Source organism: Piscinibacterium candidicorallinum, assembly GCF_047549485.1.
Lineage (GTDB): Bacteria > Pseudomonadota > Gammaproteobacteria > Burkholderiales > Burkholderiaceae_C > Piscinibacterium > Piscinibacterium candidicorallinum.
The window spans coordinates 2,157,306-2,169,918 of record NZ_CP180191.1 but is presented as its reverse complement, the minus strand read 5'-3'; the positions used below and the strand labels follow the sequence as shown (position 1 = coordinate 2,169,918).

Annotated in this window: 14 protein-coding genes and 1 tRNA gene; 12 read left to right on the top strand and 3 right to left on the bottom strand. The window is 65.2% G+C overall.

The annotated features are described in order from the left end of the window. Position 1: 1 nt before the first annotated feature. Positions 2–853 (bottom strand): GNAT family N-acetyltransferase, encoded by an 852-nt coding sequence (locus ACMDW7_RS09790; RefSeq protein WP_377301071.1) that lies wholly within the window; start codon positions 851–853, stop codon positions 2–4. A gap of 186 nt (positions 854–1,039) precedes the next feature. Between ACMDW7_RS09790 and ACMDW7_RS09785 the strand changes: the two genes are divergently transcribed. After that, positions 1,040–1,116: transfer RNA gene (locus ACMDW7_RS09785), tRNA-Arg, on the top strand. A gap of 267 nt (positions 1,117–1,383) precedes the next feature. Here ACMDW7_RS09785 and soxR read toward each other — a convergent pair. Further along, complete coding sequence (gene soxR, locus ACMDW7_RS09780; RefSeq protein WP_377301073.1) at positions 1,384–1,839, bottom strand: redox-sensitive transcriptional activator SoxR; 456 nt, start codon at positions 1,837–1,839, stop codon at positions 1,384–1,386. Positions 1,840–1,916: 77 nt separating this feature from the next. Between soxR and ACMDW7_RS09775 the strand changes: the two genes are divergently transcribed. Continuing rightward, positions 1,917–2,909: a questin oxidase family protein gene (locus ACMDW7_RS09775; RefSeq protein WP_377301075.1), complete on the top strand. Its 993-nt coding sequence runs from the start codon at positions 1,917–1,919 to the stop codon at positions 2,907–2,909. Positions 2,910–2,993: 84 nt separating this feature from the next. Here the strand turns inward: ACMDW7_RS09775 and ACMDW7_RS09770 are convergent, their stop codons facing one another. Beyond that, positions 2,994–3,926 (bottom strand): DedA family protein/thiosulfate sulfurtransferase GlpE, encoded by a 933-nt coding sequence (locus ACMDW7_RS09770; RefSeq protein ID WP_377301077.1) that lies wholly within the window; start codon positions 3,924–3,926, stop codon positions 2,994–2,996. Between the two features lie 198 nt (positions 3,927–4,124). Between ACMDW7_RS09770 and ACMDW7_RS09765 the strand changes: the two genes are divergently transcribed. The 10 genes from ACMDW7_RS09765 (at position 4,125) to ACMDW7_RS09720 (ending at position 12,573) form a co-directional block, all read left to right on the top strand. Continuing rightward, on the top strand, positions 4,125–4,649 hold the full coding sequence (locus ACMDW7_RS09765; RefSeq protein ID WP_377301079.1) for an ArsR/SmtB family transcription factor: 525 nt from the start codon (positions 4,125–4,127) through the stop codon (positions 4,647–4,649). Beyond that, on the top strand, positions 4,646–6,022 hold the full coding sequence (gene soxC, locus ACMDW7_RS09760; RefSeq protein WP_377301081.1) for a sulfite dehydrogenase: 1,377 nt from the start codon (positions 4,646–4,648) through the stop codon (positions 6,020–6,022). The genes ACMDW7_RS09765 and soxC overlap by 4 nt, the downstream gene beginning before the upstream one ends. Before the next feature lie 235 nt (positions 6,023–6,257). Beyond that, complete coding sequence (locus tag ACMDW7_RS09755; RefSeq protein WP_377302525.1) at positions 6,258–7,394, top strand: c-type cytochrome; 1,137 nt, start codon at positions 6,258–6,260, stop codon at positions 7,392–7,394. Between the two features lie 112 nt (positions 7,395–7,506). Further along, positions 7,507–7,968, top strand: a complete 462-nt coding sequence (gene soxY, locus ACMDW7_RS09750; RefSeq protein ID WP_377301083.1) for a thiosulfate oxidation carrier protein SoxY — start codon at positions 7,507–7,509, stop codon at positions 7,966–7,968. Positions 7,969–8,028: 60 nt separating this feature from the next. After that, complete coding sequence (soxZ, locus tag ACMDW7_RS09745; protein ID WP_377301085.1) at positions 8,029–8,340, top strand: thiosulfate oxidation carrier complex protein SoxZ; 312 nt, start codon at positions 8,029–8,031, stop codon at positions 8,338–8,340. Positions 8,341–8,430: 90 nt separating this feature from the next. Next, a complete protein-coding gene (soxA, locus tag ACMDW7_RS09740; RefSeq protein WP_377301087.1) occupies positions 8,431–9,252 on the top strand; it encodes a sulfur oxidation c-type cytochrome SoxA in 822 nt (273 codons plus the stop codon). A gap of 12 nt (positions 9,253–9,264) precedes the next feature. Beyond that, entirely contained in the window at positions 9,265–9,888 is a 624-nt protein-coding gene (gene soxX / locus ACMDW7_RS09735) for a sulfur oxidation c-type cytochrome SoxX (protein WP_377301089.1), read from the top strand. Between the two features lie 17 nt (positions 9,889–9,905). Continuing rightward, complete coding sequence (locus ACMDW7_RS09730; RefSeq protein WP_377301091.1) at positions 9,906–10,448, top strand: TlpA family protein disulfide reductase; 543 nt, start codon at positions 9,906–9,908, stop codon at positions 10,446–10,448. Beyond that, positions 10,448–12,166: a thiosulfohydrolase SoxB gene (gene soxB / locus ACMDW7_RS09725; RefSeq protein ID WP_377301093.1), complete on the top strand. Its 1,719-nt coding sequence runs from the start codon at positions 10,448–10,450 to the stop codon at positions 12,164–12,166. The genes ACMDW7_RS09730 and soxB overlap by 1 nt, the downstream gene beginning before the upstream one ends. Beyond that, positions 12,163–12,573, top strand: a complete 411-nt coding sequence (locus ACMDW7_RS09720; protein WP_377301095.1) for a hypothetical protein — start codon at positions 12,163–12,165, stop codon at positions 12,571–12,573. Before soxB ends, ACMDW7_RS09720 begins: the two co-directional genes overlap by 4 nt. Positions 12,574–12,613: the final 40 nt, after the last annotated feature.

The following is a 12,613-nucleotide window of genomic DNA, read 5'->3' as shown; positions in this document are numbered from 1 at the left end:
CTCAAGCCAGCCCGAAGTGTTTGGCGTAGCGCGCCGGCAGTTCCCTCAGATCGAAGAGCATCGGAAAGTCGGCGGTATTGAATTCCGAATCCCAGGCAGGCATGCCGATCAGCTTGGCACCCAGCTTGCGGTAACCGGCGATCAGCGGCGGGACAATGCCGTTGGCGGGCACGGCCTTGGCTTCACTGCGTTCCAGCGGCACCGGGAAGCGCGTGATCGGGAAGACTTCGTTCAGCTCGTCAATGCCTGCGCTGCCGAACTGCTGGCCGCCCAGCGCTGCCCAGGTGGCCCGCGCGTTGGCGCCGCCATCGGCCAGGCTAACGCTGGCACAGCCGATCGCGTAGCGCAGGCCGCGCGCCTTCATGTAGCGCGCCAGCCCGCTCCAGAGTGCGAGCAGGGTGGCGGTGTTGCGGTAGTCCGGGTGCACGCAGGTGCGCCCGAATTCCACCAATTCCGGAGCCAGACGCGCCAGACGCGTCACGAAGAACTGCTCGCTCATGTAGCAGGAGCCGACCGAAGCCGCAGACGGCATGGGCAGCATGCGATAGCAGCCGATCACACGCTGCGTCGCCGGGTCGATGGCGATCAGGTGATCGCACCAGGTGTCATAGGGGTCGATGTCCAGCCCCGGCACGGGCGTCGCCAGATGTGCGCCGTACTCATTCGCAAAGATGTCGTAGCGCAATCGCTGTGCGGCGGTCAGTTCCGCCTCCGTTTCCGCCAGGCGAACGATCGGCAGGCTGACATCTGCAGCGGGTGCTGCTGGTGCCTTGAGCAGCGCGGCACGAGGCCGCTCGGTGGTTTCGGCCCCTTCAAGGCTGGCCGGGCGGATCGCGGCATGCAGATCGATCATTACTGAGCTTCTCCCGTCACTGGTTTCATGTCTCTCCAGTGACAGAATCGCCGCCGCGGGTGACGCCGCCATTGCGCCAGCGTGTCAGGCCGATGAAGCCGCTTGAGCGTTGCCTCGAACGCCACATGCAGTGGCTACCCCACCCGGGGACCGAGGCCAGAAAGATGTGATATAGTTTCACCTTCTGCGGCTGTAGCTCAGTTGGATAGAGTACTTGGCTACGAACCAAGGGGTCGTGGGTTCGAATCCTGCCAGCCGCGCCAAACCCAAAGCAAAGGGGCCACTTCGGTGGCCCCTTTGCTTTGGGTTTTTTGCAGTTCTGCAGGTCCACCAGCGCGTCACCGCCTTGCCCGAGGTGATCCATTCCAGGTTTGCCGGTCGCGGTGGCCACAGTGTGATTTCTTCATTCCACAATTGGGCCTGAAGAGCGTCTTGAGTAGCTGCTGCAGTTTCCGGAAGTGCATGGCCGTGAGGCTGCGATGTCGTGGCGGCGATCAAGAGTTGAGCATCGCCTGCGGTTTGCGACACCGCTACATCCTGAAACGGCGCGCGCCCGCCCCTGTGTTGGCCGCTTCGTCGCCGGGGTTGTAGAGCGCACATTTCTCCAGCGAGAGGCAGCCGCAGCCGATACATGCGGTCAGGCTGTCTTTGAGCAGGGTCATGCGCTTGATGCGCTCCTCCAGCACGACGAGCCAGCGGGTGGACAGCTGTGCCCAGTCGGCCGTTGTGGGCGTGCGCGCCTGAGGCAGCGAACTCAGCATTGCGCCGATCTCTTCCAGCGCAAAGCCCACCGCCTGCGCGGCCTGGATGAACGCCACGCGGCGCAGGGCGCTGCGGGCGTAAACGCGTCGGCCGCCCCGTCGCCCCGTGCTTGAGATCAAGCCACGCTCTTCATAGAAGCGCAATGCACTGGCGGCAACGCCTGCGCGTTTGGCAAAGTCGCCGATGAGCAGGCCGTCTTCGGGTGTGGCAACGGTTGAGGACATGAGAGACTCGCTTGACTTCAAGTTCACTTGAAGATGCATCGTAGTGGCTGTCGCTGAACCACTACAGGATGCAGAGCATGAACCAGAGTGAATCAAGTCTGTGGATCCGGGAGCATCTGGTCTACCTGCCCGAATACGACGATGGGCTATCCAGCCACCTGCCGATGGCGATTCATGCCCTGGAACAGCTCGGGGCACCGCAAGCCGCCATCGCGCGATTTCATGACAGCTACATCGGGCGTCTGGTGCCACGCGCGATGTCTCCTGTGCAAACCGGCGGGGATGACTGGTTGCAGCTGCGTGGTCAACCGGATGCGTGGCCTCGGCTTGAGACGCTGTTCCAGCAACGCGTCAGGTTCATGGGCGCGGAGGCGGTGCTGCGCGAGGCCGTTCCGCAACTCTGGTCAGGTGTGGCGGCAGCGGCGTTCCATGGGCTGATCCGGACTGCGCATGCGTTCGAGTCCGGGGTGAGCGAAGAGATTGCGGCTGCGCTGGCCTACTGGGCGTGGCGTTGGCAGCCGGTGCGCTTCGGCCATCGCCATGGTTTGCCGAATGATGCGCGCGCCGACCTGTTCTCCGAATGGACGCTTGCTCTCCGGCATTCGGGGTTGCAGTTTCAGTCCAATCAACGGCTCATTTCCGAGCGCATCACGCAAGCGTGTGCACATCTCGATCGCTTGCGAAACGTCCCCGCGTACTTGGAAGGCGCCATTAAGGTGCAGACGGTGGCGCAATGGGCCGCGCGCGAATACCTGGAGACGCGCAACTTCACGGTGCTTCACCTCATCACCGGCTGCCGGGCGGCACAGGTCTTGCACCCGTTCTGGGCGCCCGACCCTGCAGCGGCAGGGCAGCTGGCCGATGCGCTTGCGGCAGCCTATGTCGGCATCGGGCCGATGAAGCGGCAAGTTCTACAAGTGCGCAACATGCCCTGGGAGCAGATTCGTGCGCTTGCTATCGATCACGAAGATGAGCACGTGATCAAGCTTGTCCATGCATGCGATTACTTCGCGGCGCTGAACTGGGATGGCCCGTGGCAAGAGCTTGCGACGTGCGCGGTCTCAACGTGACGCGACCGCTGTGTGGTCCACGGTCGTCTGGCCTCGCGCCGTGCGCAAGGGGCAGGGTGCTGGGTGGCGCGCGCATCCTGCTGCTCAGAATCGCTCGAATTCAAACCCAGCCGCCCCCCAGCCATCCAGCCCGCCCGCAAGGGGCCGCACCTGCTTGAAACCACGGTCAATCAGCAGCTTGGCCACCTTCGCCGCGGACGCGTCGTTCGGGCAGTTGCAGTACAGGACGATGTCGCGGTCCTTGGGCAGATCCTTGAGCGTGTGATCGACGTGCACCGGGTCCATGACGATGGCGCCGGGGATCTTTCGCGGATCGGCGGTGCGGCCCGCCTCGGTGCGTACATCCGCGATCAGCAGGCCACCTTCGTCGTTAAGGCGCCGAAAGACCTCGTCGGCGCTCACACGCGCCATGCCGATGCGCCGGATGAACAGCTGCCGTTGCAGCAGTCGCCAGGCGATGAACACCGCCATCAGAATGAGGAACACCTTCAGCACGGTCAATCCGTGCTCGGCCAGCAGCTTGAGCACCGCGTCGATCTCGTCGCCAAACAGTGCGCCCAGGCCCAAGCCGGCACCGGCATAGGCGGCCGCGCCCAGGGTGTTGGCCGACAAAAAGCGCAGGCTGCTCATGCCCAGCGCGCCGGCCACGGGGGCAGCGACGGTGGCAAAGCCCGGCAGGAACTTGCCGGCAATCAGCGAGGCGCTGCCCCAACGGCTGAGCGTGACTTCGGTCTGGCGCACGCAGCTGTCGGGCGACAGACTGAGCTTGCAAAGCACGCGCAGCGCGCGATAGCCCCAGTGCCTGCCAATTGCAAACCACAAGGTGTCGGCCAGCACGGAACCGATCGTCGCCGCGAGAAAGAGGGCGCTCGCGCTGACTTGCCCGCCCACGGCCGCCGCGCCGCCCACCATCAACAGCGGAAACACGGGTAGCGGGATGGCCAGCTGCTTGGCGAAGACGAGCAGGCCCATCCACAGCGGACCGTGGACGAGGAGGGCGTTCAGATCGGATGACATGGCATTTGGCGGCTGAGGTCTGGATTGTGGGGGCGATTCGTGTAAACCCGAGGGTGACATTGCTGCAGTGCGCATAGCGAAATGCCAAATGTTGAATGAACATATGCGCATAGACGCATATAGCGCGCCATTGATGCGACTCCGGCAGCCGAAGCAGAAGCTGCCAGATTCCGGAATGGCGGGCACTGGAGACTTCTCATGGCATCTGCTGCCAGCCCGGCCCAAGCGGGCGCAGCCACCGGCGCGCCCCATTCCCGCGCCGCTGTGGCCAAACGCTCCGCTCGCAGGGCGAGCCCCCGACACGCTGCGGCGCGCACACCCGCCGCGCCGCCAGCATCAGTGCCGCCCGGCGCGGGAGCCGATCCAGAACTGGATCGGCTCTACGCACTGGTCTCTCAGTATTTCGGCCTGTTTGCCGAACCGATGCGCCTGAAGATCATGCATGCGGTGTGCGACCGGGAGCTGAGCGTGAACGAAGTGCTTGCAGAAGTGGGCGGCACGCAGGCCAATGTGTCGCGCCACCTCTCGCAGATGCATCGTGCGGGCGTGCTGGGCCGCCGCAAGGAGGGCAACAGCGTCTACTACCGGATTGCCGACGAGAACGCCGTACTGCTGTGCCGCACGGTCTGCGTACAGTTGGCGGCACGCATGGACGAGGCGCGCGCAGCCGATGGCGCGCTGTCGGACGCCACCGTGGAGCGATTCATGACGGGGGCCGCATGAGCCGCAGGACTGCGCCACCCCCGCACGGGCGCCTTCTGAAAGCCCCGGAGAACTTTCTTCCTGCAGACTTCCGTTTGGATGTCACCAAAGACGGCTTGAACGACGAGCGCCGCGGCTTTCTGCGCAAGAGCTTTGCTTCTGCCGCGGCCGCCATGGCTGCCGGCGCCGGGATCACGGGCGCGGCTCGCGCTCAATCCGCCACCAGTGCGGGTGAAGACGCCATCCTCAAGCTGCCGCCCCACAGCAAGGGCCTAGGGCAGCCGGTCGCGGCGCGGCCCTACGGGCTTCCTTCGCAGCACGAGCAGAACCTGCAGCGTCGCGAAAGCCCGGGACTGACGCGGGTTTCGGCATCGAGCGTGAGCTTCTGCCCGCTGCAGGGGTTGTTCGGCATCATCACGCCCAGTGGTCTGCACTTCGAGCGCCACCATCAAGGCTGGTGGGATATCGACCCCAGCCAGCACCGCCTGATGGTGATGGGTCTGGTCAAGCGCCCGATGGTCTTCACGATGGACGAGCTGATGCGCCTGCCCTCGGTGTCGCGCATGCATTTCATCGAGTGCGGCGCCAATTCCGGCATGGAGTGGGGCAACGTGGCCGTGCCCACGGTGCAGTACACGCACGGCATGCTCAGCTGCTGCGAATACACGGGCGTGCGCCTGTCCACCCTGCTGGACATGGCGGGCTTTGACCGCAAGCAGGGCAAGTACATCCTGGCCGAAGGGGCGGACGGCGCAGGGCTGACGCGCACCATCAACATCGAGAACGCGCTGGATGACGTGCTGGTGGCCTGGGGCATGAACGGCGAGATGCTGCGCCCGGAGAACGGCTACCCGCTGCGCCTGGTGGTGCCCGGCGTGCAGGGCGTCAGCTGGGTGAAGTACCTGCGTCGCATCGAGGTGGGCGATCAGCCCTGGGACACGCGCGAGGAAGCGCTGCACTACGTGGACCTCATGCCGGACGGCGTGCACCGGCAATACAGCTCCATCCAGGAGTGCAAGAGCGTGATCACAACGCCCTCGGGTGGGCAGGTGCTGCTGGACCGCGGCTTCTACAACGTGAGCGGCCTGGCCTGGAGCGGGCGCGGCAAGATTCGCCGCGTGGACGTGAGCTTCGATGGTGGCAACAACTGGCGCACCGCCCGGCTGGAAACGCCGGTGCTGGACAAGTGCCTGACGCGCTTCAACATCGACTGGGTCTGGGACGGCAAGCCCGCCATCCTCCAGAGCCGGGCAATCGACTCCACCGGCTACGTGCAGCCGCAGATGCGCCAGCTGCGTGCGGTGCGCGGTACCCGCTCGATCTATCACAACAACGCCATCCAGAGCTGGCGCGTGGCCGAGACGGGCGAAGTCTTCAACGTGCAGGTGAGCTGACATGACAGAGACGATTCAGCTGCAGCTGCAAGAGGCTTTCCGCTTGTCCGGTGCGGTTCTTCAGGCTTTTTTGTCCGGAAAGCCGCATGAAACGGATATTTCGTCCGATGAATCGACTATCCATGCGCATCTTGAGCCAGAAATGGCTGAAGATGCCCGCCAGGCAAGCGGAAACGACTTTGTGGGGCAGGCCACGTGCGCGCTGAGCCTCACGCGCGGCGCGATGGTGTTTGCGTTGACGCTGGCTGCGGTCTTTGCCACGACCGGACTTGCCGCGCAGGCGCAGACTGCGGCGTCTGCCCAGCCTGTGGCTTCGAGGACCGCGGCCGCACAGCCTGCGGGCGAGCGCTTCCCCGGTATCGGCCGCACCGCCACCCCTGCGGAGATCCGCGCCTGGGACATCGATGTGCGCGGCGACTTCAAAGGTCTGCCGCCGGGCAAGGGCACCGTGGCCACCGGCGAGAAAGTCTGGGAGGCGCAGTGCGCGTCCTGCCACGGTTTCTTTGGCGAGAGCAATGAGTTCTTCCCGCCGATCGTGGGCGGCACCACGGCCGAGGACATGAAGCGCGGCCGCGTGGCCGGGCTCACCGCGGGCACGGAGGCGCAGCGCACCACGCTGATGAAGCTGCCACGGGTGTCTGCGCTCTGGGACTACATCAACCGCGCCATGCCCTGGACGGCGCCCAAGACACTCAGCACGGAGGAGGTCTACGCCGTCACCGCCTATATCCTGCATCTGGGCAACATCGTGCCAGCGGACTTTGAGCTGTCCGACCGCAACATCGCGCAGGTGCAGGCCAAGTTGCCCAACCGCGACGGCATGAAGCGCGGCATGGACGGCGGGCACGGCCTGTGGAGCGCGAAAGGCAAGGGCGATGTGCAGGCCACGGCCTGCATGCGCAACTGCGACAGCGAGGTGCTCAAGACCTCCGTGCTGCCGGACTACGCGCGCGACGCCCACGGCAATCTTGCGCTGCAGCAGCGCCTGATTGGCCCGGTGCGCGGCGCCGACACCACCCGACCGGCACTGACTGAACCTGTTTCGGCGCGCAGCCGCGTCGCCATGGCGCCGGCCGTGGCTGCTACCGCGGCAAGCGCCCCGGCCGTGGCCGCAGCCAAGTCACCGGCCGCGCTGGCCAGCCAATTCGCCTGTGTCGCTTGCCACGCGCCGGCGGCCAAACTGGTTGGCCCAAGCTGGCAGGACATCGCTGCCAAATACGCCAGCCGCAGCGATGCCGCCGCCTATCTGAGCGGCAAGATCCGTGCGGGCGGGCAGGGTGTCTGGGGCCAGATTCCCATGCCGGCACAACCCCAGGTCAATGAGGCTGACGCCGGCGCGCTGGCCCGCTGGATCCTTGAATCTCGGCGATAAATGAATAACTCCGTAATGTGGATATGCAATGCACAGACCGCCGCATAATCCGATCACCTGTCCTGGCCAGTATCTCGGCTTCAGGATCAGCCTTCACGCAAGGAGCAAGACCATGAGCATGAATCGACGCCAGGCACTCAAGACCACCGGCGCGGCAGCGGCAGTGATCGCCCTCGGCCCCCTGGCCGCAGGCGCAGCGTCTGCCCAGGCACGCAATGAAGCCCTGTTCACGGCCAAGACCGTGAACGACGCCGTCAAGTTGCTGGGTGGATCGCCGATCGAGAGCAAGGACATCACCATCACGTCACCAGACATTGCCGAGAACGGTCTGGTGGTGCCCGTCACGGTGAGCACCACCATCCCCAAGGCCGCCGAGATCTACATCCTGGTGGAGAAGAACCCCAATGCCTTCTCGGCGGGCTTCCGCATTCCCGACGGCACCGACCCCTTCGTGCAGACCCGCGTGAAGATGGCGCAGAGCAGCGACATCTATGCCGTGGTGCGCGCTGCCGACGGCAAGCTCTACATGACCAAGAAGGAAACCAAGGTGACGCTCGGCGGCTGCGGGGGCTGATTCGCGCGTCGCGCGATTCAGGCTTGCCCCTCACTCAACGTCACACACTGGAGAACACCCATGTCCGACCCGATGCGCATCCGTGCCGTGAACACCAACGGCGTCACTGAAGTCCGCGTCCTGATGGCACACCCCATGGAAACCGGCCAGCGCCGCGACAGCGCCGGCCAGGTCATCCCTGGTCACTTCATCACCGAAGTCACGGCCGTGTGCAACGGCAAGACGGTCCTGTCCGCTATGTGGGGGCCGGCCATTTCGCAGAACCCCTTCCTGCAGTTTCGCTTCAAGGGCGCGAACAAGGGCGACAAGCTCGTCATCACCTGGACGGACAACAAGGGTGTGAAACGGACGGACGAGGCGGTGATCGGCTGAACGGCTGGACCAGGGCGTGGCCGCGCCCATGCAAGACCTGACCGGAGCGCCAATGCAGCGCACTGGCAGTAGCGACGCAAGGAGACAAGCATGACGATCAGGAGTGCGCAGCCGCACAGGCTGCTGGGAGGGTTGCTCGCAGTTTGGGTCAGCGCCGCAGGCGCGCAGACCAGCACCCAGGACGAGATTGCCAAGTATCGGCAGATGCTGGCAGACGGCAACCCTGCCGAACTCACCGAGGCGCGTGGAGAAGACCTCTGGAAGCAGAAGCGTGGGCCGAAGCAGGCCACGCTTGAGCGCTGCGATCTTGGCCTCGGCCCCGGCGTCGTCACGGGCGCGCATGCGCAACTGCCGCGCTACTTCGCTGACGCCAACCGCGTCATGGATCTCGAAGCTCGGCTGGTCTACTGCATGGAGACCCTCCAGGGCATCCCGTTCGATCAGGCGACACGCCGCCCGTTCAGCGACCAGGGCCAGCCGCCCACAGACATGGAGTCGATCGTCTCTTACGTCGTGGCGGCCTCGCGCGGCGTGAAGATCGCCGTCCCGCAGAACCACCCCATGGAAAAGGCCGCGTATCGACGCGGCGAACTCGCCTTCTACTACCGCGGTGGCCCGTTCGATTTCTCCTGCGCGTCCTGCCACGGCGTGGACGGCCAGCGCATCCGCCTGCAGGACCTGCCCAACATTGCCGGCAGCAAGGAAGCGGCGCAGCGCGCGTTTTCCACTTGGCCGGCCTATCGCGTCTCACAGGGCGCCGTGCGCACCATGCAATGGCGCCTGTACGACTGTTTCCGACAGCAGCGCTTTCCGGAGCTGAAATACACCTCCCAGACCTCGATCGATCTGATCACCTATCTCGGGGTCAAGGCCAACGGCGGCAGCATGGATGCCCCTGCAATCAAGCGCTGAGGGAGGATGAACATGAAAAAGATTCTTTCGATCACCGCCGTCTTCCTGCTGGCGTCCTGCGCCACCTACACGCCACCCACCGCCGAGGAAGCCACCGCCACCATCAAGGCCAGTTTTCAGGCACGCGGCATTGCGCAGCTCGATCGGCTCGACCAGAGCGAGCTGCAGGCGAGCTGCTCGCAGTACGCCACCAGCGAGATGCCCAAGGCTCAGCGTGAAAAGCTCGAGAAGGCCGCGCTCGATGCCGTGAAGTACCCAGCCAACAACAACTGGCTGGGCGACTGGAAGGTGGGCGAGCAGATCGCGCAGAACGGCCGCGGCCTGCAGTTCTCGGACACCGCCAGCACCGTGGCGGGGGGCAATTGCTATGCCTGCCACCAGATCCAGAAGGCCGAAATCTCCTACGGCAACATCGGGCCAAGTCTGTACCAGTACGGAAAGCTGCGCAGCGGGGGGCAAGCGCAAGCGCCTGAGGCCATCATGCGTTACACGTGGGCCAAGATCTGGAACAGCCACGCCTTCAACGCCTGCAGCAACATGCCACGCTACGGGGCGGCAGCGATCCTGAACGAGGATCAGATCCGTCACGTCATGGCGCTGCTGCTTGATCCGCAGAGCCCGGTCAACACCCAGTAACGGGCAGGGTTGATTCAATGATCCAGCAGCCCCGCGCAGCGCTGTCAGGCGCGGTGCGCTGGTTGTTCATCGGTGTGCTGGCTGGGCTGTTGGCTAGTCTGGCACCTGCAGCCCTGGCGCAAAAGGTGGGCGACGCAGTGGCGCTGCCCAGCCTGCGGCTGGCGGAGGGCACCGTGGTGGATGCGGCGAGCCTTCGTGGCCAGCCCGTGCTGATCTATGTCTGGGCCAGCTGGTGCCCTTTCTGTGCGCGGCAGACGCCGTACTACCAGAAGCTGCATGAGCAATTGCAGGCCAGCAAGAACGCGCTGCGGATCATCAGCGTTTCGATCGACAAGCGACCGGAAGACGCAATCAAGTACATGAATGAGCGCGGCTACACCTTCCCCGTGAGCTTTGATGCGCAGGCGATCGGCAAGGCGCTGGGCGCGCGGCCCGGCCTGCCGCGCGTGTATCTGATCGACCGGCACGGCAGGCTGGCGGTGAGCCAGGCCGGGGAGCTTTTTGAAGAAGATATCGCCGCGTTCGCGCGCTTTGGCGACACCACTGGAGACAAGCGCTGATGGATCGTCGTGAATTTGTACGCCTGCTGGGCATGGCGGCGGCCGCGGGCCTGCCGATCAGCCGGGCGAGCGAGACGCAGGCCGCCACGGACGGGTTCTACACCCTGCCGCGCTTTGGGAACGTGCATCTGCTGCACTTCACGGACTGCCACGCGCAGCTCCTGCCCATCCATTTCCGCGAACCCTCGGTCAACATCGGCATCGGCTCGGCTGCGGGCAAGCTGCCGCATCTGGTCGGGGAACACCTGCTCAAGGCCGCGGGCATCCGCCCTGGCACGCGCGACGCTCATGCGTTCACGTATCTGAATTTCGAGCAGGCCGCGCGACGCTTCGGCAAGGTGGGTGGCTTTGCGCATCTGGCCACGCTCGTCAAGCGCATGAAGGCCAGCCGGCCCGGCGCCTTGCTGCTGGATGGCGGCGATACCTGGCAGGGCAGCGGCACCGCGCTCTGGACCCAGGGTCAGGACATGATCGACGCCTGCAAGCTGCTGGGCGTGGATGTCATGACGATGCACTGGGAGTTCACGTATGGCGCCAAGCGGGTGCAGGATGTCATCGCCAAGGACTTCAAGGGCAGGGTGGATGTGGTCGCCCAAAACGTGGCCACCACCGACTTCGGCGACCCGGTATTCCCGCCCTACGTCATCAAGGAGATGAACGGCGTGCCCGTGGCCATCATCGGCCAGGCCTTTCCCTACACGCCGATTGCCAACCCGCGCTATTTCGTCTCCGAGTGGACCTTCGGCATCCAGGACGCGCGCATGCAGCAGATGGTGGACGAGGCGCGCGGCAAGGGCGCCAAGGTTGTCGTCGTGCTGAGCCACAACGGCATGGATGTGGACCTGAAGATGGCCAGCCGCGTGCGCGGCATCGACGCCATTCTGGGCGGCCACACGCATGACGGCGTGCCCAAGGCCGTGCCCGTCAGGAACGCAGGCGGAACCACGCTGGTAACCAATGCCGGCAGCAACGGCAAGTTCCTGGGCGTGCTGGACTTCGATGTGAAGGACGGCCGCATCCGTGACTTCCGCTACCGCCTGCTGCCGGTGTTTTCCAATCTGCTGCCGGCGGACCGCGCCATGGCCGAGTTCATCGCCAGCGTGCGTAAGCCCTACCTGAAGCAGCTGGATGAACCGCTCGCAGTCACCGAAGGCCTGCTCTACCGCCGCGGAAACTTCAACGGCAGCTTCGACCAGCTCATCTGCGACGCGATGATGGAAGCCCGTGGCGCCCAGATCGCATTTTCGCCAGGCTTTCGCTGGGGCACCACGCTCCTGCCGGGCGACACGATCCGCATGGAGCATGTGCTGGACCAGACGGCCATCACCTACCCCTACGCCACGCTCAGCGACATGAGCGGCGAGATGATCAAGGCCGTACTCGAAGACGTGGCTGGCAATCTGTTCGATCCGGACCCGTACTTCCAGCAAGGCGGGGATATGGTTCGCGTCGGCGGCCTGACCTACACCCTGCGTCCCAACCAACAGCAGGGCAGCCGCATTCACGACATGCGCCTGGGCGGGCAGCTGATCGACGCCACCAAGACCTACAAGGTGGCTGGCTGGGCGCCCGTGAGCGAAGCCGCGCGCGACGCTGGCGGACCGCCGATCTGGGATCTGGTCGCGGGCTGGCTGCGCGACAAGAAGCGGGTCAGCCCGCGCGTGCTCAACCAGCCGCGCATCGAAGGCCTCGGGCCGAACCCAGGTTTGGCGGCATGACGCGCGCGCAGGTCGGGGCGCTGCCCCAGCTCGCCGACTTACGCCGCGAAGCCGCCGCCGCCAACGCCCGCGGCATGCCGCTGACCGTCCTGATCTCGCGAAGCGACTGCACCTTCTGCCACGAAGTGCGCGTCCAATACCTCGCTCCCAAGACGCGCGAAGGCAGCATGGTGGCCGTCGAGCTGGTGAGCGACTTTCGCCGAACCGTGCGCATCGCTGACGGGCGAACGCTGAGCAACGCCGACGCCGCGCAGGCCCTCGGTGGCCGGTTCTTCCCGACCGTAGTGTTCCTCAGTGCCGAGGGTAGGCAGCTCGCCGGGCCGATCGTGGGGGCGGGCAAGGGCGGGTTCTACGAGACATTCCTGGACAACGCTTTGGCTGATGCAGCCCGTACGCTCCGCAGGTGAGGCGGATTAGACGTACCAGCAGCGTCGAGGTTTAGAAGCC